General features: G+C 65.6%; 2 protein-coding genes. Both read left to right on the top strand.

The window, feature by feature from the left end; all coding sequences use genetic code 11:
* Window position 1: 1 nt before the first annotated feature.
* The gene (locus IVB23_RS05740) at window positions 2-6571 is read left to right on the top strand and encodes a non-ribosomal peptide synthetase (protein WP_247802898.1); all 6570 of its coding nucleotides are present in this window, start codon (window positions 2-4) and stop codon (window positions 6569-6571) included.
* Complete coding sequence (locus IVB23_RS05735; RefSeq protein WP_247802896.1) at window positions 6564-23006, top strand: non-ribosomal peptide synthase/polyketide synthase; 16443 nt, start codon at window positions 6564-6566, stop codon at window positions 23004-23006. The genes IVB23_RS05740 and IVB23_RS05735 overlap by 8 nt, the downstream gene beginning before the upstream one ends.

Below are 23006 nucleotides of genomic sequence, written 5' to 3'. Positions count from 1 at the left end.
CATGACCGACACGGCAAAGCCGAGCTTGCGAGAGATGGATCCGGCTCAGATGAGGAGGCTGGTCTCGCTGGCCCGGGAACGCGGCCGAAATGCCGACAGGGGCGGCGCAAACGCGATTCCCGTGGTGGCGCGTGGCGGCTCACTGGAGATGTCCTTTGCGCAGCAACGGCTTTGGCTGCTGGCACAACTCGACGGTACCAATTCCAGCTATCACATTCGAGGAGCATTGCGGCTCTCCGGCGAGCTCGATGTCGATGCGTTGCGTCGGAGCATCGACCGGTTGTTCGCGCGGCATGAGGCACTGCGTAGCGTCTTTCGCGTGATCGACGAACAGCCGCGCGTGGTGCTGCTGCCCGCCGATGAACGTGTCCCGCTGCTTGAACAGGATCTGCGCGGCCGGGACGATTGCGAGCAGGAGCTCGCGCGCCTCTGTCGCGAGGAGGCTGCGACGCCGTTCGATCTCGCCAAAGGACCATTGATCCGCGGTCGGTTGATCCGAACGGCGGAGAGGGAATATCTCTTCCTGCTCACCCAGCATCACATCGTCTCCGACGGCTGGTCGATCGGCGTGCTCGTGCGTGAGCTGGGTGCCCTCTATCGGGCTTTCGTCGCCGGAAAAGACGATCCCTTGCCGCCATTGGCGATCCAGTATCCGGACTATGCTGCTTGGCAGCGACAATGGCTGACGGGCGAGCGATCGCAGCGGCAGGTAGATTATTGGCGTCAGGCGCTCGCGGATGCTCCTGCCGTGCTCGAATTGCCGACGGATCGCCCGCGTCCGCCGGTCAGGACCCTTACCGGGGCGTCCTTGCCGATCGAGATCGATGCGGAGCTCGCATCCGGCATCCGGCGACGGAGCCAGTCCCATCGCGCCAGCCCGTTCATGATCGTGCTGGCGGCTTGGGCGGTTGTGCTGTCGAGGCTTTCCGGGCAGACGGATATCGTCATCGGAACGCCGACGGCCAATCGAAACAGGCCCGAGATCGAGGGCCTGATCGGATTTTTCGTCAACATGCTGGCTGTCCGCATCGATCTTTCGGCCGAGCCCAGCGTCGCCGAACTGCTCCGTCGCGTGCGTACTGCCGCGCTTGCTGCGCAGGATCATCAGGATCTGCCATTCGAGCAGGTCGTCGAAATCACCCAGCCGCTGCGGGGACGGGAGCATACGCCGGTCTTTCAGGTCGCGTTCGCCTGGCAGAGCAACGAGATGGGGACTCTCGAGCTGTCGGGGCTCAAGGCCGAGACCGCCGATATCCCGCTCCAACAGGTCAGGTTCGATCTGGAGCTTGATCTGGGCGAGTTGGGCGGACGTATCGTCGGTTCCCTGAACTATGCGACTGCGTTGTTCGACGAAGCGACGATCAGGCGCCACCGAGACTATTTGCTGTCCTTCCTGCGTGCGATGGTTGCGGATGCGGACCAAGCGGTCGATCGCATCGATATCATTGGTGCCGCGGAGCGTGGACGCGTTCTCGACATATGGAATGAGACCACCGCGCCATTTCCCTCGGAAAGCTGCATTCATGAATTGTTTGCGGAGCAAGTGAGAAGGACGCCGGAGGCCGTCGCCCTGGTGTATGATGACGTCCGCTTGAGCTATGGTGAGCTCGATGCCAAAGCGGGCCAGCTTGCGCGGCACCTGATGGCCTTAGGCGTGGTGCCGGATCAGCCAGTCGCAATCTGCCTGCCGCGCGGCATCGCCATGGTCGTGAGCCTGTTGGCCGTGCTGAAGGCGGGCGGGGCCTATCTGCCGCTCGATCCCGCCTATCCAGCAGAGCGGCTGCGTGAGATCGTCGACGATGCCGAGCCGCGCGTGCTGATAGCCGACGAGGAGGGAAGGGCGATATTCCCGGATGGGGCCTTTGAGATCGTCGATCCCGAGGCGAATGCCTCCGCCGTCACAACGCAGGCGCCATGCGATCCGGGTGGCCTTGTCGAAGGACTGACGTCGCGTAGCGTCGCCTACATCATCTACACCTCCGGCTCGACTGGCCGGCCGAAAGGGGTGATGGTCGAGCATCGCGGCCTGGTGAATCTGGCGTTGGCGCAACGGGCACTGTTCGAGGTCAGTACGCGCAGCCGCATCGTGCAGTTTGCCTCGTTCAGCTTCGATGCTAGCATCTGGGAAATCGTCATGGCGCTGTGCTCGGGCGCCTCGTTGTTTCTGGCTGGCCCGCTCGAGCATCAGGACACCTCGGAATTGTTCGGCTATCTCACGGACAACGCGATCACGCATGCGACCCTGCCGCCGGCGATGCTGCACGGGCGCACCGATCTCGACCGCTTGGCCTCGCTGCGGGTTCTTGTTCTTGCCGGTGAATTGCCCAAGACCGAGCTGATCAAGGGATTACCTCCTGGCATCGCCGTCTTCAATGGTTACGGGCCGACGGAAGCAACGGTCTGCGCCACGAGCTGGTTGCGGCCACCGAGTTTTGATGGTGATGCAGCCCCGATCGGTCGTCCGCTGCCGAATGCGCGGATCTATCTTCTGGACCGGTTTGGGGCGCCCGTTCCACTCGGCGCGGTGGGTGAAATTTACATTGGTGGAATCGGTGTTGCGCGCGGCTATCTCAATCGCGCTGACCTGACGGCCGAACGCTTCTTGCGCGATCCCTTCCACGGCGATCCGGATGCGCGCATGTATCGCACCGGTGATCTCGGGCGTTATCTGCCGGACGGCAATGTCGCGTTTGTTGGTCGCAATGATCAGCAGGTCAAGATCCGCGGCTTTCGCGTCGAGCTCGGCGAGATCGAGTTTCGGCTCAACGAGCACGCCGACGTGGCCGATTCCGTCGTGCTGCCTCAGCGTGATCGTGGCGGCGACATGCGGCTGATTGCCTATGTGGCCGCGCGTCGCGGTAACCGCGCGGGGCTCGACGCCGGTGAATTTGCCGGCGCGATGCGCGATCACCTGCGTACGTGCTTGCCGGATTACATGTTGCCGTCAGCCTTCGTGCGCCTCGATGCACTGCCGCTCACGCCAAATGGCAAGGTCGACCGCAAGGCGCTGCCCGCGCCGGAGGACGATGCGTTTGCGCGGCGCCGTTTCGAACCGCCGCGGGGCGATGTTGAGCAGATCGTCGCGAATATTTGGGCCGAGCTCCTGGGCGTCGATCGCGTGGGACGCGGCGACCACTTCTTCGAACTCGGCGGCCACTCGCTGCTCGCCGTCCGCATGCTGGAGCGGTTGCTGCGGCACGGGCTGAGAGCGGACGCGCGCGCGCTGTTCGCAAAGCCGATGCTGGCAGACTTTGCTGCCGGTCTCGGGGGCGACGGAGCCGTCGACGTTCCCGTCAACCGGATTACCCGGCAGACGAAGGCGATCACGCCCGAATTGTTGCCGCTGATCGCGTTGACGCAATCCGACATCGACAGCATCGTGGCCGGCGTTCCCGGCGGCGTTGCCAACATCCAGGACATCTACGGCCTGTCGCCGCTTCAGGATGGTATCCTCTTTCACCATCTGCTGTCGAAAGAGGGCGATCCATATCTGCTAGTCGGCCGGATGGCATTTGCAAGCCGCGACCTGCTCGATCGTTATCTCGACGCTGTCCGCAAGGTAGTCGACCGCCACGACATTCTGCGAACGTCCATCGTGTGGAACGGCTTGTCCACGCCGGCACAGGTGGTTTGGCGGCAGGCTCCGCTGGTTGTCAGCGAGGTCGTGCTGGATGGCGAAGGTCCCGCGGTTGAGCAGCTCGTGCGACGATTCGACCCGCGTCTCCATCGGATCGATCTCGGTCAGCCACCGCTGCTGCGATTTGCAATTGCCGCCGATCCCGAGGGCGGGCGCTGGCTGCTCTTGGTGCTGCTGCACCACTTGATCGGCGACCACTCCACGCTGGAGGTGATGCACGACGAGGTCGGGAAGATCTTGTCGGGACGGAGTCACGAGTTGCCGCGGCCATATCCGTTCCGCAATCTGGCGGCGCAGTCACGCGGCTCGGTGGCGACCGCGGAGCACGGGCGTTTCTTCCGCGGCATGCTCGCCGACATCGATGAGCCGACCGCGCCATTTGGACTTGAGCAGGTGCACGAGGACGGCGGTGGCGTTGCGGAAGCCCGGCGGATGCTGCCCGAACAGCTGAGCGCAAGGCTTCGTGCTCAGGCGCGGCGGCTGGGTGTCAGCCTGGCCAGCCTTTGTCATCTCGCCTGGGGGCAGGTGGTGGCACGAACCACCGGGCGCGAGCGCGTCGTGTTCGGGACGGTCCTGTTCGGTCGCATGCAGGCCGGCGCCGGCGGCGATCGCACCATGGGCCTTTTCATCAACACATTGCCGCTGCGGCTCGATCTCGATGATAGGGCGGTCGAGGATAGTGTTCGTGATGCACATGATCGGCTGACCGAGCTGATGGGGCACGAGCACGCCTCGCTGGCGCTCGCGCAAAGATGTAGCGGAGTCGCGGCGCCAGCGCCCCTGTTCAGCTCGATCCTGAACTATCGACACAACGCAATGCCGGCCGATTTGGCCGGCGATAGGGACGGCGCCGGAATCGAATGGCTTGGTGGCGAGGAGCGCACGAATTATCCCTTGATGCTGGCTGTCGAGGACTATGGTCAGGCGCTCGGGCTGACGGCTCAGATCGTCCGTCCGCTCTCGCCTGACCGCATCTGCGCCTTGATGCAGCAGGCGCTCGATCGATTGGCCGAGGCACTGGAACGCTCGCCGCGCGCGCCGGTCCGAGAGCTCGACATTCTGCCTGCAGAGGAGCGTCGGCTCTTGCTGGAGGCGTGGAATCGGAGTCGAGCGCATTATCCGCTAGACCAGTCGTTCGTCGCACAATTCGAGGCGCAGGTCCGGACGTTGCCGGAAGCGATCGCGCTGGTGTTCGGCGAGACGGAGCTGAGTTACGCCGCGCTGAATGCGCGTGCCAACCGGCTGGCGCGGCGATTGCGCGATCGCGGCGTCGGGACCGACGTGGTGGTCGGGCTGGCGCTCGACCGGGGCGTCGAGATGCTGGTCGCGCTGCTCGCCGTGTTGAAGGCCGGTGGGGCCTATCTGCCGCTCGATCCGGACTATCCGTCGGAGCGGTTGGCGCACATGCTGCGCGACAGCGGCGCGGCGCTGGTGCTGACGCAGACGGACTTGCACGATCAGTTCGCCGCCGTGCTGGCGGAGACCGGTGCCGAGGCCTGGCTGCTCGACGGGCAGGACGGCGGGGCCGGAGATGCCGGCAATCTCGATGTCGTAGTTCACGGCGAGAGCCTTGCCTATGTGATCTACACCTCGGGCTCGACCGGCCTGCCCAAGGGGGTGATGGTCCGCCACGACGCCGTGACGAACTTTCTGGCGACCATGGCGGAGCAGCCCGGCATGACGGCGAGCGACCGGGTATTGGGACTGACCTCACTGTCCTTCGACATCGCGGTCCTGGAGCTGTGGCTGCCGCTGACGATCGGCGCCTGCGTGGTGCTGGCCGATCGTGCGGCGGCGCATGATCCTGCGCGGCTCAAGGCGATCGTGGAGCGACACGGCGTGTCCCTGATCCAGGCCACGCCGTCGACCTGGCGGATGCTGCTCGATCATGACGGTCCTGCGCTGCCGGCGAACTGCCGGGTGCTGTGCGGCGGCGAGGCGCTGCCGCCGGATCTGGCGCGGCGGCTGGTGGCCCAGGCCGGCGAGGTCTGGAACCTGTACGGCCCGACCGAGACCACGGTGTGGTCGGCGCGCCATCGGCTCGATGCGGCGGACGATCGTCCGCTGCTGGGCGGCCCGATCGGCAACACCACGCTGCACATTCTCGACGGTGATCTCAACCTGGCGCCGGTCGGCGTTGCCGGCGAGCTCTACATCGGGGGCGCCGGGCTGGCCCGCGGCTATTGGCGGCGCGGCGGCCTGACGGCGGAGCGCTTCACCCCCGACCCGTTCGGCCCACCCGGCGCACGGCTGTATCGCACCGGCGACGTGGCGCGGTGGCGGTCCGACGGCGTGCTCGACTATGTCGGCCGTGCCGACCACCAGGTGAAGATCCGCGGCTTCCGCATCGAACTCGGCGAGATCGAGGCGCGGCTACAGGCACAGCAGGGCGTGCGCGCGGCCGTGGTGGTGGCGCGCGAGGCCGGCGCCGGCCGCCAGCTGGTCGGCTATGTCAGCGGCGAGGCACTGGACGGAGCCGCCCTCAAGACGGCCTTGTCCTCGGTGTTGCCGGACTACATGGTTCCGGCGCGGATCGTGGTGCTGGAGCGCCTGCCGCTTACGCCGAACGGCAAGATCGATCGCAAGGCGCTGCCGGCACCGGATCAGCTCGCATCTTCCGCCGAGCACGTCGCGCCGCGCACGCCGGCCGAGGCAGCGCTGGCTGCGATCTGGGCCGATCTGCTGCGCCAGCCCAACATCGGTGTCACCGACAATTTCTTCGAGCTCGGAGGGGATTCCCTGATCGCCGTTCAGCTCGTCAGCCGCATCAAGCGTGATCTCGGCTACGACCTGCCGCTCAACCGTCTGTTCGAAATGACGACTGTTGAAGCCATGGCGGCTGCGTTGGGCCTGGAGGACGAAACCGCCAAGCGGGGCGACGACATCGCCGCGATGCTCGACATGTTGAAGGAAGTCGAACTGTCCGATGAGTGACACGGCAACCACGCAAAAGCAGCAGCTGCGCGACATTTCACAGCGCCTGATGCGCCTCGATGCCGGCAAGCAGCACGCGTTCCTCTCTCAGCTTGCGGCGAAGGGCGTCAACCTCGCCATGCTGCCGATCGTGCGCCAGGAACGCAAGCGGGCTCCATTGTCCTTTGCGCAATCGCGTCTCTGGTTCCTGTGGCGGATGGATCCGGGCAGCGCCGCTTACAACATCTCGGCGACGGTGCGCGTGCGCGGCAAGCTGCAACCAGGCGTGCTGCAGCAGGCGTTCGATGCGCTCGTCGCCCGCCACACCGCACTTCGCACGGTGTTTCGGCAGGAAGGCGAGATCGCCGAGCAATGCATATGCGACCCGCGGCCCGTCGTAATGCGGCAGGTGTCGCTCGACGGCGATGACCGCGAGGGGCAGGCGCGTTCGCTGGCGCGGCGAGAAGCTTCGCTGCCGTTCGATCTCGAAGCCGGCCCGCTTATGCGTGCGGCATTGCTGACGTTGGACGAGAGCGACCATTTCCTCGTCGTCAGTCTGCACCATATCGTCACCGACGGCTGGTCGATGGGCGTGCTGGTCGACGAATTCTGGAAGCTGTACGCGGCATTCGCACACGGTGAAACGCCCGCTCTACCGGAGCCGGAGATCGATTGTGCCGACTATGCCGAATGGCAGCGGCTCTGGATGAGTGCGGTCGACGGCACGCGGCAGGCCGATTACTGGACCAGGCGTCTTGCCGATTCGGCCGTGCTCCAGCTGCCGATCGACCGGGCGCGACCGGCGGTCCCCGATCTTGCGGGAGCAGCACGGCACATTCCGCTCGATCCGGTATTGGCCGATGGCTTGCGCGCTCTGGCGTGGCGACGCCGTACGACACTGTTTGTTGTCATGCTGGCGAGCTTCAAGCTGCTGTTCTATCGCTACACCGGCCAGTCCGATATCAACATCGGTGTACCCGTCGCCAACAGGCACCGCGACGAAACGCGCGGCGTGATCGGCTTGTTCGTCAACACCCTGGTGATTCGTACGCAGATCGACGGCCGCGCGGCGATTGCCGACTTCATCGGGGCGGTCCACTCGGCCACGGTAGAGGCACAGGAGAACCAGGACCTTCCGTTCGAGCGGCTGCTCGAGATCCTCCAGCCAACGCGCAGCCTGAGCCAGAATCCGCTCTTTCAGGTCCTCTACAATCACCAGCACCGTCGGGCGTCGGGCAATCCACCGGATCGGACCGGCCTTCAGATCGAAAAGATCGACGCCGACGTTGACACGGTCAAGTTCGATCTCGCGCTCGATACCGAAGAGGGGCCGTCGGGCGAAATCCGCGCGATCTTCACCTACGCGAAGGCACTGTTCGAGACCTCCACGATCGAGCGCCTTGCCACGCATTGGACCACGATACTGAAGGCGATGGCTGCCGACGACATGCAATCGATCGCCGAAGTGGCGCTGCTTTCCGAACAGGAAATGGAGAGGCTGCGCCAGTGGAACGATGGGGTTGATGGAACGACCGGTACGCCGTTCATGCCGGTTCACCGGATTGTCGCACGGCTGGCGACCGAGACGCCCGATGCGCCAGCGCTGGTCTTCGGCGAGGATGAAATCACCTATGCCGAGCTCAACCGGCGTGCTAATCGCCTCGCGCACCACCTGATGCGCCTGGGCGTCGGGCGCTCCGACCTCGTCGGCATCTCGGCGCGACGCTCACCACATCTCGTCGTGGCCCTGCTCGCAATCTTGAAGACGGGGGCCGCCTATCTGCCGCTCGATCCCGAGCATCCAGCGAGGCGGCAGGTCGGCACCATGCGCGATGCCGGCGCGCGTATCGTGCTGATCGACGCGGATGGTTCGGCGCTCACGCCGTCGCCGCCCGGCATCGAGGTCGTTCACCTCGGTGGGATCGACCTCGCGGGGGAAAGCGAAAGCGATCCGGAGATTGCGCTGGCTGCGACCAGCCTTGCCTATGTGATCTACACCTCGGGCTCCACCGGTATCCCGAAAGGCGTCGCGGTCGAGCACGGCCCGTTCGCGATGCATTGTGAGGTGACGGCCCGGCTCTACGACATGGACCGGCACTCGCGCGAGCTGCACTTCCTGTCCTTCACCTTCGATGGAGCACATGAGCGGCTTTGGACCGCACTGACCTGCGGCGCCGCACTGGTGATGCGCGACGCAGATTTGTGGTCGGCCGAGCAAACCCTCGATGTCCTGCACCGGCAACGTGTCACCAATGCCGGTTTCCCGCCCGCCTATCTACAACAGCTCGCCGAATTCGCGATGTGGCGTGGCGATCCACCACCGGTGGAACTCTACTCGTTCGGCGGCGAGGCGATGCCCAAGGCCGGATTCGATAAGGTCAAGCACGCGCTCAAGCCGCGCACGTTAATCAACGGTTATGGCCCAACCGAAACCGTGGTGACGCCGCTGGTCTGGAAAGTCGATGCCAGCGAGGAGATTGACGGCAATTACGCGCCGATCGGTCGTCCGGTGGGGCGCCGCTCAGCCTATATTCTGGACAATGATCTCAATATCGTGCCGGTCGGCGTGATCGGCGAGCTGTTCATCGGCGGCGAGGGACTGGCGCGCGGCTACTGGCGGCGTGCCGAGCTGACGGCTGAACGCTTCGTCCCAGATCCGTTCGGTACGCCGGGCGCACGGCTTTATCGCACCGGAGATTTGGCGCGGTGGCGCGCCGACGGTGTGATCGAATATGTCGGCCGTTCCGACCACCAGGTGAAGATCCGCGGCTTCAGGATCGAGCTCGGCGAGATCGAAGCATGGCTGATGCGGCAAGCCGGGGTGCAGTCGGCTGTCGTCGTTGCCCGCGAAGCCGGCGTCAGCCGTCAGTTGGTCGGCTATGTCGCGGGCGATGGACCGTTCGACGAGGCGGCGATGCGCGCGGCACTTGCGGACGAGCTGCCTGACTACATGGTGCCTTCCCGCATTATGCGGCTCGAACGGCTGCCGCTCACCGCCCACGGCAAGGTCGATCGCGACGCTCTGCCGGCGCCAGAGATGCTCCCGGCGACCGCCGCATACGCGGCGCCGCGCTCGACGGCCGAGACGGTGCTCGCTGCGATCTGGGCTGAGCTGCTCGGCCAGCCCCTCATCGGTGTCGAAGACAATTTCTTCGAGCTCGGCGGCGATTCCATCATCTCGTTGCAACTGGTCGGCCGCGCCCGCCAGGCGGGGCTGCTGATCGAGCCGCGTGATGTCTTCCGACACCAGACCTTGCAGGATCTGGCGCGCGTCGCGCGGCGTGAAAGCAAGGCGGAAGATGTCGTCGTCGAAGGCGATATCGAGGGCCGCGAGCATCCGCTGCTACCGATCCAGCTGCGGTTCTTCGGCGAGGATGCAGGGGACCGCCACCACTGGAACCAGGCTGTCCTGTTGAGACCGAAGTCGCGGCTCGATTGGCTATTTGTCGAGCGCACGGTCGGCGCTCTCGTCGCTCATCACGCGGCCTTGCGCCTACGCTTCGAGAACATGGGTGGCACCTGGCGTGCGATCTATGGCGCAACGCCGCCAATGTCGGAGCTGCTGTGGATTCGCAACGACATCCGCGACGCTGCCGCAGTCACAAAAGTCGCCTCTGAAGCCCAGGCCAGCCTCTCGCTGGCCGGACCGTTGTTGCGCGTGGTCGGTATGGACCTCGCGGACGGCAGCCAGCGACTTCTGGTGGTGGTGCATCACCTCGTCATCGATGGCGTGTCATGGCGCGTGCTGCTCGAGGATTTTGCGGCTGCGTACGATCAGCTTCGGCAAGGCGTGGCCTCGGTCGCGCTGGCGAGGAGCGAGCTTTATGCATCTTGGGGTGCGCGGTTGCACGCCTATGCCACGATCGACGAGCTGGTCGCCGAGTTCGGCTATTGGCTTGATCGAGGAGCGCATGCCGCGGTTCCCTGCGACGATGATCATGGCGGTGTCGACCGGGTTGCGGACGGTGAGGAAGTCCTGCTGACGTTCGACGCAGAACTGACGACGCGGCTCCTGAAGGAGGCGCCATCCGCCTATCGCACCCAGGTCAATGATCTCCTGCTGGCGGCGCTTGCGCGGGCAGTCTCGCGCTGGGGCGCGATTGATGATGTTGTCGTCGAGCTCGAAGGGCACGGCCGGGAGGACATCTTCGCAGGCATGGACGTGTCCCGCACCATTGGCTGGTTCACCACAGCGTTTCCGGTGCGCTTGCGGACCGGATCGGGTGACGACGCTGCGCTGATAAAGTCGGTCAAGGAGGAGCTTCGCGCCGTTCCCAACCGCGGGCTGGGCTATGGCGTCCTGCGCCATCTCGGCACGAAGGCGCAGCGCAGCGCGCTTGAGGCATTGCCTGAGCCGCGCATCGTCTTCAACTATCTCGGCCAGTTCGATTCGAGCATGGGAGAGAACGCGCCATTCCGCCTTGCGCCCGAGAGCTCCGGGCCGATGCGCAGCGATAGCGCACCGCTTGGCCGCTGGGTCAGCATCAACGGCCAGGTCGGTGAAGGACAATTGCGCCTGTCGTTCAGCTATGGCCGCAGGCGCTATCGGAGGCCGACGATCGAACGTCTCGCAGAGCATTATGCTGCGGCCTTACGCGAACTCGTCGCGCATTGCACGGGTGGCGCGCGCGGCGTGACGCCGTCGGACTTCCCGTTGTCGGACTTGAGCCAGGCTGATCTCGACGTGCTGGTCGCAACGATCGACTGTCGAGAGGTCGAGGACATCTATCCGCTGTCGCCGATGCAGCAGGGCATGCTGTTCCACGCCCTGCGTGACGGCGAAAGTGGCAATTACGTCAACCAGATCGGCCTGGAGATCCGGGGCCTCGATTCCAGCAGGCTGCGCGCAGCCTGGCACGAGGTCAGCTTACGGCATGCGGTGTTGCGAACTGGATTTGCGTGGCGTGAGCTGTCGGGGGCGGCACAGCAGGTGGTCTATCGCTCTGCGGATTTGCCGTTCGAGGAGGAGGACTGGCGCACGCAGGCGGCCGCCCTGGACGATGAAGAGCTCCGGGCCGCGTTGGCGCGCGCCGCGCAGGCAGAGCGCGCCAGAGCATTCGACTTGTCGCAGGCGCCGCTGCAGCGGGTGCGGCTGATCAGGCTTGACGAGACACGCCACTGGCTGATCTGGACACATCACCATATCCTGCTCGACGGCTGGAGCGCGGCGCGTCTGATGGCCGAGATCTTGCAGCACGAGCGCGGCGAGCGGCTGCCTGCTGTGCGGGGCCGCTACCGCGACTATATCCAGTGGCTGCAGAAGCAGGACCGCGAGTCGTCGTCATCGTTCTGGCGCACCGCGCTGGCAGAATTGGATGAGCCCAGTGTCCTCGCGGCCACGCTGGGAGGACCTGCAATCAAGGGCGCTTCCGGCCATGGCTCGCTGGATCTACTTCTCACGACGGAGCTGACGGCAAGCTTGCAAGCGTTCGCGAGGCGCGAGCGCGTCACGCTGAACACGTTGGTGCAAGGCGCGTGGGCGCAGCTGCTGCGTCGTCACACCGGCCAGCGCGCGGTCTGTTTCGGCGCGACGGTCTCCGGCCGACCCGCCGAGATCAGTGGCGTCGAGGACATGGTCGGCCTGTTCATCAACACGCTGCCCATCGTCGATCAGGCCAACCCGCAAGAGGAGGTGGGGGCGTGGCTACGCGAGCTCCAGGCGCGCAACATGGATCTGCGCGATTACGGCTGGATGCCGCTTTATGAAATTCAACGTCTTGCCGGGCGCTCCGGGCGAGCGCTGTTCGACAATATCCTCGTGTTCGAGAACTACCCGATCGATCAGGTGCTGCGAGACGAGAGCGAGAGCGGCAGCCGGTTCAGCCGGGTCGAGCAGGTCTCGATCACCAATTATGCGTTGACGGTGGCGGTGTTCGCCAAGTCCGACGGCATCAATCTGGGCTTTCGCTACGACCGCAGCCGCTTTGACGACGATCAGATAAGGCATCTGCAAGCCTCGCTGTCGCAGCTGCTGGTCAGGATCGTGGAGGACGGGTCTCGTCCGCTTGGCGTGCTCGAGAGCCTCGATGCCAACGAGACCCAGAAGGTGCTCGGTTGGAGCGGCTGCGTTGAGCGGGCTCCGAAGCCTGGTGAGAGTATCGTCGCGCAGATTGAAGCACGGGCCGAGGCCTCGCCGTCGTCGGTCGCGTTGGTTTTCGGCGACCGCGAGATCAGTTATGGCGCGCTGAATGCGCGCGCCAATCGCCTGGCGTGGCGGCTGCGAGATCATGGGATCGGCCGCGACCGGCCCGTCGGCTTGGCGCTCGAGCGAAGCATCGAGCTGGTCGTCGGCGTCCTGGCCGTTCTGAAGGCCGGCGGCGCCTATCTGCCGCTCGATCCAGACTATCCATCCGATCGCCTTCTTCACATGCTGCGTGACAGCGGAACAACGTTGGTGCTGACCCAGGAGCGGCTCTTGACGCATCTGGCGCCTGTGATCGCGGATGCGAATGCCGAATCCTGGACCATCGTTGGAGAGGACGAAGCTCGCATCGACGACTGCGCTGGCAATCCCGATGCAGCACTCCATCCGGACAGTCTGGCCTATCTGATGTACACGTCGGGATCGACCGGCGTGCCGAAGGGCGTGGCCTGTTCTCATCGCGCGCTTGCAGCGCGGCTTGGCTGGATGCAGGCGGAGTATCGCGTCGATGCCGGCGAGACCTTCCTGCACAAGACGCCATTCAGCTTCGATGTCTCGGTCTGGGAAATCCTGTGGCCGCTTGCGGCCGGCGCGCGGCTTGCGATCGCGGCTCCGGGGGCGCATCGCGAGCCGCGGCGCCTCGTGGAGGCCGTCATCGCCCATGACGTGACGACGCTGCATTTCGTGCCTCAGATGCTCGAGCATTTCGTGGCCGAGCCCGACGCAGCGCGCTGCACCTCGCTCAAGCGCCTGTTCGCGGGCGGCGAAGCGCTGTCGCTCGACCTGATGACGCGCGTGCTCGCGACGTTCCCCGGCGTCCGGTTCGACAATCGCTACGGTCCGACTGAAGCCTCGATCAACGCGACCTACTGGACCTGTCGTGATGAGGGCGCGGCGCGCGTGCCGATCGGACGGCCCATTCCCGGCGTGACGATCCGTATCCTCGACACTGATCTGAACCTGGTGCCGGCGGGCGTGACCGGCGAGCTGTTCATAGGCGGGGCGGGTTTGGCGCGGGGCTATTGGCGGCGCGCAAGCCTGACGGCGGAGCGGTTCATTCCCGATCCCTTCGGCGAAGCGGGCGAGCGGCTCTATCGGTCGGGCGATCTGGCGCGCTGGCGGGCCGATGGTGCGATCGACTATGTCGGGCGTGCGGATCACCAGATCAAGATACGTGGCTTCCGCATCGAGCTCGGTGAGATCGAGGCGCGGCTGCTCGAACAGCCCGGCGTCCGCTCCGCGATTGTGGTGGCGCGAGAGATCGGCGCCGGCCGCCAACTGGTCGGCTACGTCGCCGGCACGGGTGAACTGGAAGAGGCCGGGCTGCGGACGGCGCTGTCGGCCGTCCTGCCTGATTACATGGTGCCGCCGAGAATTGCGGTGCTGGAGCGGCTGCCCTTGATGCCGAGCGGCAAGGTGGATCGCCATGCGCTGCCGGCGCTCGACATGGTTCATGGGAATGCGGAGCACCAGGCGCCACGCACGCCGGCCGAGATCGCCTTTGCGGCGATCTGGGCCGAGCTGCTCGGCCAGCCAGCCGTCAGCCTCCGCGACAATTTCTTCGAGCTCGGCGGCGATTCCATTATCTCGCTCCAGATGGTGAGCCGCGCCCGGCGCGCCGGCTACCTGATCGAACCACGCGACGTGTTTCGGCATCAGACGCTGGAGGCGCTCGCGCTCGCGGCGCGGATCGAGCAGCCAGCGGAGACGCTCGCCGATCAAGGGCCGGTCACCGGCCCGCATCCGCTCTTGCCGATTCAGTCCCGCTTCTTTGCGGAGGACATGGAAAATCGGGATCATTGGAACCAGGCGGTGCTGCTGCGGCCGAGAGACCGTCTCGACTGGGACGTAATGCGGCGTGCACTCAGCGCCGTGGTCGATCATCACGACGCGCTGCGCCTCCGCTTCGAAGAGAGACAAGAAGGCTGGCGTGCCGAGCACGGTGTTCCCCAAGCCGCGGACGGACTGCTCTGGGTCCGGCACGCGGCCGACCGCGATGCTGTGACTGCGCTGGCATCGTCGGCGCAGGCAAGCCTGTCGATCTCCAGCGGAGTGCTGTTGCGAGCGGTCGGCATCTATGTCGCCGATGGCAGCCAGCGTTTTCTGATCGTGATCCACCATCTGCTGGTCGACGGCGTATCATGGCGAATTCTGCTGGAGGACATCGCCTCTGCGTACACCCAGCTTGCGCAAGGTGATGCCACGTTCGCGCTTCCGCCTAAGACCCACGCTTACGCGCTGTGGGGACAGCGCTTGCGAGCCTACGCAGCATCGCCTCAATTGGCGAGCGAACTATCCTATTGGACCGGCCGCGATGCGGGTGCGGACATTCCTTGCGACGACGATCATGACGGCGTCGACCGCATTGCAGATGCCGATGAGGTCCTGCTGACGTTCGAAAGCGAATGGACGCGGCGGCTGCTCGCGGAAGCTCCGCCGGCTTATCGCACGCAGGTCAATGATCTCCTTCTCGCTGGCCTTGCACGCGCCGTTTGGCGGTGGTGCGGACAGGACGACGTCCTCGTCGAGCTGGAAGGTCATGGCCGCGAGCACCTGTCCGGCGATCTCGACCTCTCGCGCACGGTCGGCTGGTTCACGACAGCTTTTCCGGTGCGATTGGCCGGTGGTTCGCAAGAGTCCTCGCTGTTGATCAAGTCGGTGAAGGAGGAGCTTCGTGGCATTCCCGGCCGCGGGCTCGGCTACGGCGTGTTGCGCTATCTCGGCTCGGAGGAGCAACGCACGGCGCTGTCGCATGTTGCCGAGCCGAAGATTGCCTTCAACTATTTGGGCCAGATCGACGGCGGCGACGCTGAAGCGGTGCTGTTCGCGATGGCGGCGGAAAGTGCTGGTCCATCCCGCGACGCATTGAGCCCGCTGAGACGCTGGCTGAGTGTGAACGGCACGGTCCGCGATGGCCGGCTACGGCTGTCGTTCGGCTTCGGCCGCAAGCGCTATCGGCGCGAGACGGTCAAGCGATTGGCCGCGTTGTACGAGGCTGCATTGCATGAGCTGGTCGAACACTGTACCGGTGGCGCCTGCGGCCTGACGCCATCCGACGTGCCATTGTCGGGACTTGCTCAGGCCGAGATCGACGGACTCGCGCTCGATTGGCGTGACATCGAGGACATCTATCCATTGTCGCCGATGCAGCAGGGCATGTTGTTCCATGCGATGCATGACGGCGAGAGGGGGCTCTACGTCAATCAGGTCGCGGCGGAGATCCGCGGCCTGGATACCGGAAAACTGCGTCGCGCCTGGCAGGCAGCCAGCGATCGTCATGCGGTGCTGCGGACCGGATTCGTTTGGCGTGACCTGTCCGGAGCGCCGCAACAGGTCGTTTATCGTCGCGCCGATGTGCCCTTTGTTGAAGACGACTGGCGCGAGCGAATTGAAGGGTGGGACCAGACACGGTTGGACGCGGCGCTCGTCGACGTCTCGCGGCAGGAGCAGGCCGCGGGGTTCGACTTGTCGCGACCGCCCTTGCAGCGCGTCCGGCTGATCCGGCTCGGCGAAGACCGGCATTGGCTGATCTGGACGCATCATCACATCCTGCTCGACGGGTGGAGCTCGGCGCGGCTGATCGCCGAGGTGATGCAGCATAACGTCGAGGGACGTCTCCCGGCGTTGCAGCATCGTTACCGCGACTACATCGCGTGGCTGAAGGGCCGTGACAGCGACGCACCGGCAAGGTTCTGGCGCGATGCGACGGCCGGGCTGGACGAGCCAAGTTTCCTGAGTGAAAGCCTAGCCGAACGCACAGAACCGCAGTCGCCGGACCACGGCTCGCTTGCGCTGGAGCTGGATCCCGCGTTGACTGGACGGTTGCTGGAATTTGCGGTGCGCGAGCGGATCACGATGAATACGCTGGTGCAGGCGGCATGGGCGCAGTTGCTGCGACAGCATACCGGGCAGAGGACGGTTTGCTTCGGTGTCACGGTGTCGGGCAGGCCGCCTGAGCTTGCCGGCGCTGAAGAAATGGTCGGCCTGTTCATCAACACGTTGCCGGTCATCGACGGCGTCAGCCCGCAGCAGGCCGTCGGCGCATGGCTCCGCGAATTGCAGGATCGCAATCTGGCCTTGCGCGAATTCGGCGCGACGCCGCTCTATGAGATCCAGCGGCTGGCAGGGCGCCCGGGACGGCCGCTGTTCGACAGCATCCTGGTGTTCGAGAATTACCCGGTCGACCGCGCGCTGATCGGGCAGAACCGGCAGATCCAGGTCGGCGAAACCCGGATCGTCGAGACCAGCAATTATCCTTTGTTCGCCAGCATCGGCGTCGATGAGCGCCTGCGTCTCGTCTTCAATTATCAGCGCAAATATTTCGACGAGGCCCGAATCGCACGGCTGCAGCGAACCTTTGTGCGGCTGATCGAGGCGCTGAGCATGGATGCCGATCGATCGGTTGGCATGATCGCGGCCCGCGATCCCGCGGATGACGTCCTGCTTGCACGGGCGAACGATACGCGCCGGGATGAACCGCGCGAGGGGATCATTGCGCAGTTCGAGGCACAGGTCCGGACGTTGCCGGAGGCGATCGCGCTGGTGTTTGGCGAGACGGAGCTGAGTTACGCCGCGCTGAATGCGCGTGCCAACCGGCTGGCGCGGCGATTGCGCGATCGCGGCGTCGGGACCGACGTGGTGGTCGGGCTGGCGCTCGACCGGGGCGTCGAGATGCTGGTCGCGCTGCTCGCCGTGTTGAAGGCAGGTGGGGCCTATCTGCCGCTCGATCCGGATTACCCGCCGGAGCGGCTGGCGCACATGCTGCGCGACAGCGGTGCGGCGCTGGTGCTGACGCAGACGGACTTGCACGAACAGTTCGCCGCCGTGCTGGCGGAGACCGGTGCCGAGGCCTGGCTGCTCGACGGGCAGGACGGCGGGGCCGGAGATGCCGGCAATCTCGATGTCGCCGTTCACGGCGAGAGCCTAGCCTATGTGATCTACACCTCGGGCTCGACCGGCCTGCCCAAGGGCGTGATGGTCCGCCACGATGCCGTGACGAACTTTCTGGCGACCATGGCGGAGCAGCCCGGCATGACCGCGAGCGAGCGGATACTGGGACTGACCTCACTGTCCTTCGATATCGCGGTCCTGGAGCTGTGGCTGCCGCTGACGATCGGCGCCTGCGTGGTGCTGGCCGATCGTGCGGCCGCGCATGATCCTGCGCGGCTCAAGGCGATCGTGGAGCGACACGGCGTGTCCCTGATCCAGGCCACGCCGTCGACCTGGCGGATGCTGCTCGATCATGACGGTCCTGCGCTGCCGGCGAACTGCCGGGTGCTGTGCGGCGGCGAGGCGCTGCCGCCGGATCTGGCGCGGCGGCTGGTGGAGCAGGCCGGCGAGGTCTGGAACCTGTACGGCCCGACCGAGACCACGGTGTGGTCGGCGCGCCATCGGCTCGATGCGATGGACGATCGTCCGCTGCTGGGCGGCCCGATCGGCAACACCACGCTGCACATTCTCGACGGTGATCTCAATCTGGCGCCGGTCGGCGTTGCCGGCGAACTCTACATCGGTGGCGTCGGGCTGGCGCGCGGCTATTGGCGACGCGGCGCGCTGACGGCCGAGCGCTTCATCCCCGACCCGTTCGGTCCGCCGGGCGCGCGGCTGTACCGGACCGGCGACGTGGCGCGGTGGCGCTCCGACGGCGTACTCGACTATGTCGGTCGCGCCGACCACCAGGTGAAGATCCGCGGCTTCCGCATCGAGCTTGGCGAGATCGAGGCGCGGCTGCAGGCGCAGCAGGGCGTCCGCGCGGCCGTGGTGGTGGCGCGCGAGGCCGGCGCCGGCCGCCAGCTGGTTGGCTATGTCAGTGGCGACGCACTGGACGGAGCCGCTCTCAAGACGGCCTTGTCCTCGGTGTTGCCGGATTACATGGTCCCGGCGCGGATCGTGGTGCTGGAGCGCCTGCCGCTGACGCCGAACGGCAAGATCGATCGCAAGGCGCTGCCGGCACCGGATCAGCTCGCATCTTCCGCCGAGCACGTCGCGCCGCGCACGCCGGCCGAGGCAGCGCTGGCTGCGATCTGGGCCGATCTGCTGCGCCAGCCCGACATCGGTGTCACCGACAATTTCTTCGAGCTCGGCGGCGATTCCATCATCTCGCTGCAAATGGTGAGCCGTGCGCGCCGCGAAGGCGTGCGGATCGAGCCACGCGACGTGTTCCGGCATCAGACCATCGAGGCGCTGATTGCGTCGTGCCGCGATGTCGGTCCCGGCAAAGGCGCCGCGGCATCGGAGCGCGGCTCGCTTGCGGGGCTCTCGGTCGAGCAGCTCGAACGGCTCGGTCTCCACTGGGACCGCATCGAGGACGTCTATCCGCTGTCGCCGATGCAGCAGGGCATGCTGTTTCACAGCTTGCGCGACGCCGGCAGCGGCGTCTATGTCAACCAGGTCAGCGTCGAGATCCGAGGCCTCGATCCGGAACGGCTCGGCAGAGCGTGGCGCGAGGTCAGCGCGCGCCATCAGATGCTTCGGACCGGATTCCTGTGGCGGGAGCTCTCCGGCTCTCCCCTGCAAGTCGTCTATCGCGATGCCATCGCTCCGTTCGAGCAGGACGACTGGCGTGGGCAGGCGGTCAGTGATGAACGGATTGCGGCTGCCCTTGCCGATGAGCGCGCCGCCGAGTTCGATCTCCAGGCGCCGCCGCTCCAGCGGGTGCGGCTGCTCCGGCTCCAGGACGACCTGTATCGGTTGATCTGGACCTATCATCACATCCTGATGGATGGGTGGAGCTCGGCGAGGTTCGTCGGAGACGTCCTGGAATGTTATTACGGCGGGACCCCCGCCGCGAATGCGACGCGCTACCGCGACTACATCGACTGGCTGCTGGCTCAGGATACAAAGGCAGCCGAAACGTTCTGGCGCGAGCAGCTCAAGAGCTTCGACCAGCCGACGCAGCTCGCCGACGCCTTCGGCCCGCGCCGCCATCAGGCATCCGGCCACGAACGCTGTTACACGCGTCTCGGAGAGGCCGCGACCGCGGAGCTGAAGGCGTTCGCGCGGCGCGAACGGATCACGCTGAACACCGTCGTCCAGGGCGTGTGGGCACTGCTGCTGCAACGCTATACGGGCCAGAACTCCGTGACGTTCGGCGTAACCGTGGCCGGTCGTCCGGCCAGTCTCGACGGATCGCAGCAGATGCTCGGGCTCTTCATCAATACGCTGCCCGTGATCGAAACGCTTGCGCCCGCCAGCACCATCGGAGAATGGCTGCGCGCGCTCCAGGACCGAAACTCGGCGATCCGGGACTACGAGCACACGCCGCTCTACGACATCCAGGGCTGGGCCGGCCGCGCCGGCCAGACGATGTTCGACAGCATCATCGTCTTCGAGAACTATCCGATCGAACGCAGCATGCATCGCAGCGACGGCGCTCTACAATTCAGCGGTCTGAAGAATGTCGACGTGACGAACTATCCGATGGATCTGTCGGTGCTCGTCGAAGATACGCTGCAGGTCGAATACACCTATATGCCGAGCCATTTCACGGCCGGACAGGCGGCGCAGATCAAGGCGCAGTTCGAGCATTTGCTAACGGCTCTGACTCGGGACGCAATGGCTCTGCTCGGCAACCTTGATCCTGTCACGGAGATCGACTCCGCACTGGCAGATCGCTGCAATCGGAGTGCCGCGGCGAGTGCTCCGCTGTCGCTGGTGCATGAGGCGATCAGCAGTCACGCGCAGCGTCATCCGGAGCGGACGGCGTTGACCATAGGCAGCACGGTGCTCTCGTTCGGGGACCTCGAACGCAGGGCCAACCGCCTCGCCCATCATCTGATCGCCCGCGGGCTCAAACCCGAGCAACGCATCGGCGTGGTCGTCGAGCGAACCGAATCCACGATGATCGCACTGCTGGCTGTCCTCAAGGCCGGCGGAGCTTACGTTCCGATCGATCCCGAGCTGCCATCGGAGCGGCGTGCGTTCGTCATGCGTGATGCGGAGATCGCGTTCCTGTTGACGGCACAGCTCAGCATCGAGGACAGCCAGGATGGCGTCGAACGGATCTCGCTGTCCACGTTCGATTTCGGCACAGGGCCCGACCATCCGCCGCAACGTGACCTTTATCCTGAAAACCTTGCCTATCTGATCTATACCTCGGGCTCGACGGGGACACCAAAGGGTGTCGCCGTCGCCCATGGGCCGCTGGCGATGCACTGTCACGTCACGGGCGGTCTCTACGAGATCGACGAAAGCTCGTGCGAGCTGCATTTCCTATCGCTGGCCTTCGATGGCGCTCATGAGCGCTGGCTGACGGTTCTGTCGCACGGCGCGCGGCTGCTGATGCGTGACGCCGAGTTGTGGACGCCGGAGCAGACGGTCGAAAACCTGCATGCCCATTGCGTCAGCCATATCGGATTGCCGCCGGCCTACCTCCAGCAGGTCGCGGAATGCGTCGAGCGGAACGGCAACCCGCCGCCGGTCAAGCTCTATTCGTTCGGCGGCGAGGCAATGCCGAAGGCTGGGTTCGACAAGGTCAGGCGCGTTCTCAAGCCCCGTATCCTGATCAATGGCTACGGCCCGACCGAAACCGTGGTCACGCCGCTGGTCTGGAAGGTCGACGGGGCGGGTGAATGCGACACGCCCTATGCGCCGATCGGCGTTCCGGTCGGTGACCGCCGCGCTTACATTCTCGATGGCGCACTCGACATCATTCCTGCGGGTGTTGCCGGCGAACTCTATTTGGGCGGCTTCGGGCTGGCGCGCGGCTATCACGCTAGGGCTGGCATGACCGCGGAGCGCTTCGTGCCTGACCCGTTCTCGACGGTGCCGGGCGCCCGGCTGTACCGCACCGGCGATCTGGCGCGATGGCGCGATGACGGGACCGTCGAATATCTCGGGCGCAGCGATGATCAGGTCAAGGTCAACGGCTTCCGGATCGAGCTCGGAGAGATCCAGACCTCGCTGCTGCGCTACGACGCGATCGCGCAGGCGGCGGTGGTGGCAGTTCCAAACGCGGCCGGAAACCAGCTCATCGCCTATGTCGCGCCGAAGGTGGCACGCGACGCCGCGCCAGGTGCGGCCGAGGCGCTGGTCGAGCTCTTGACCGACTTCCTGAGGCGGATCCTGCCGGCCTATATGGTGCCGGCTCGCATCATGGTGCTGGAGCGGCTGCCGACATTGTCGAGCGGCAAGATCGACCGTCGTGCGTTGCCGGCTCCCGATGCGTCGATACGCAGCTTCGTTGCGCCGCAGGGCCCGGCAGAGACAGCGATGGCCGACCTGTGGTCGGACATTCTGCAAGTGCCGCAGGTCGGCGTCACCGACAATTTCTTCGAACTCGGCGGCAATTCGATCCTGTGTCTCAAGGTCGTGGCGCGGCTCCGCCAGGACAAGGCGTTCGGGATCGAGATCAAGCTGCGCGATCTGCTTCAGAAGCCGACGATCCGTGCGTTGCTCGCCGGCAGCGCTTCTACGGGCTCTGCCGTCGCTGCGGCACCGTCGGCGCTGCTGCCGCTGAATGCCGCGGTTTGCGGCGTGAACCCGGTATTCTCTGTGCATGGCGGCTTTGGCACCGTCTTCGACTATGGGCCGCTGGCGCGCCGCCTGGAAGGGCACCGGCAGGTGATCGGGCTGCAATCGAGAATGCTGGTTGATCCCTCGTGGACCGACGCCTCCCTCGAAGCCATGGCCGTGGACTACGCGGCTGAGATCCGGCGTATGCAGCCGCGCGGTCCCTACAGCCTGGTCGGCTGGTCCTTGGGAGGACTGCTGGTCGGCCTCGTCGCGGTCGAGCTCGAACGCGGCGGTGAGCGCGTCGATCGTCTTGCGCTGGTCGACAGCTTCGTGCCGCGACAGCCGGACGGATCGAGCGCGCAGGAGGCGATTGCCCACTGGACCGACGATCTCGCCGGATTGCTATCGGCGGTTCTTCCGAACGCTGCGGCCTCTCGCATCAAGGCGCAGGTCGAGGCAGCGAAACGTGCTGATCTGCCGGAGACGCCGGAGCACATTCGCGACCTCGTTGCTTTTGTTGTGGAGCAGGGCAGGAGCGTGAGAGCGGACGACGCCTCGCTCGGCGCGGATGATCTGTCCGCTGCGTTCGCAGTCGGTCGGCATCTCAACAGGCTGGCGCAGAACGCAGCGCTGCCGCGGGGCCTCGAAGCCACGCCGCTCTGCTGGTGGACCTCGGCCCGTCTGGCACAGCGTGATCGGTTGGAATTGCAGTTGCCGAAGGCGGTTGATCGCGGCTTCGTCGGCGACAACCATTTCACGATCCTGAGGGATGCCGGCCTGCTCGATGAGATCTGCGGTCTGCTCGTGCCGGCGGCGGCGTCGACGATCGCGCGAGATACGGTCCCGGAGCCGGCGGAGTAG

This window comes from Bradyrhizobium sp. 191, assembly GCF_023100985.1.
GTDB lineage: Bacteria > Pseudomonadota > Alphaproteobacteria > Rhizobiales > Xanthobacteraceae > Bradyrhizobium > Bradyrhizobium diversitatis.
This window is presented reverse-complemented; position numbering and strand designations above follow the sequence as displayed.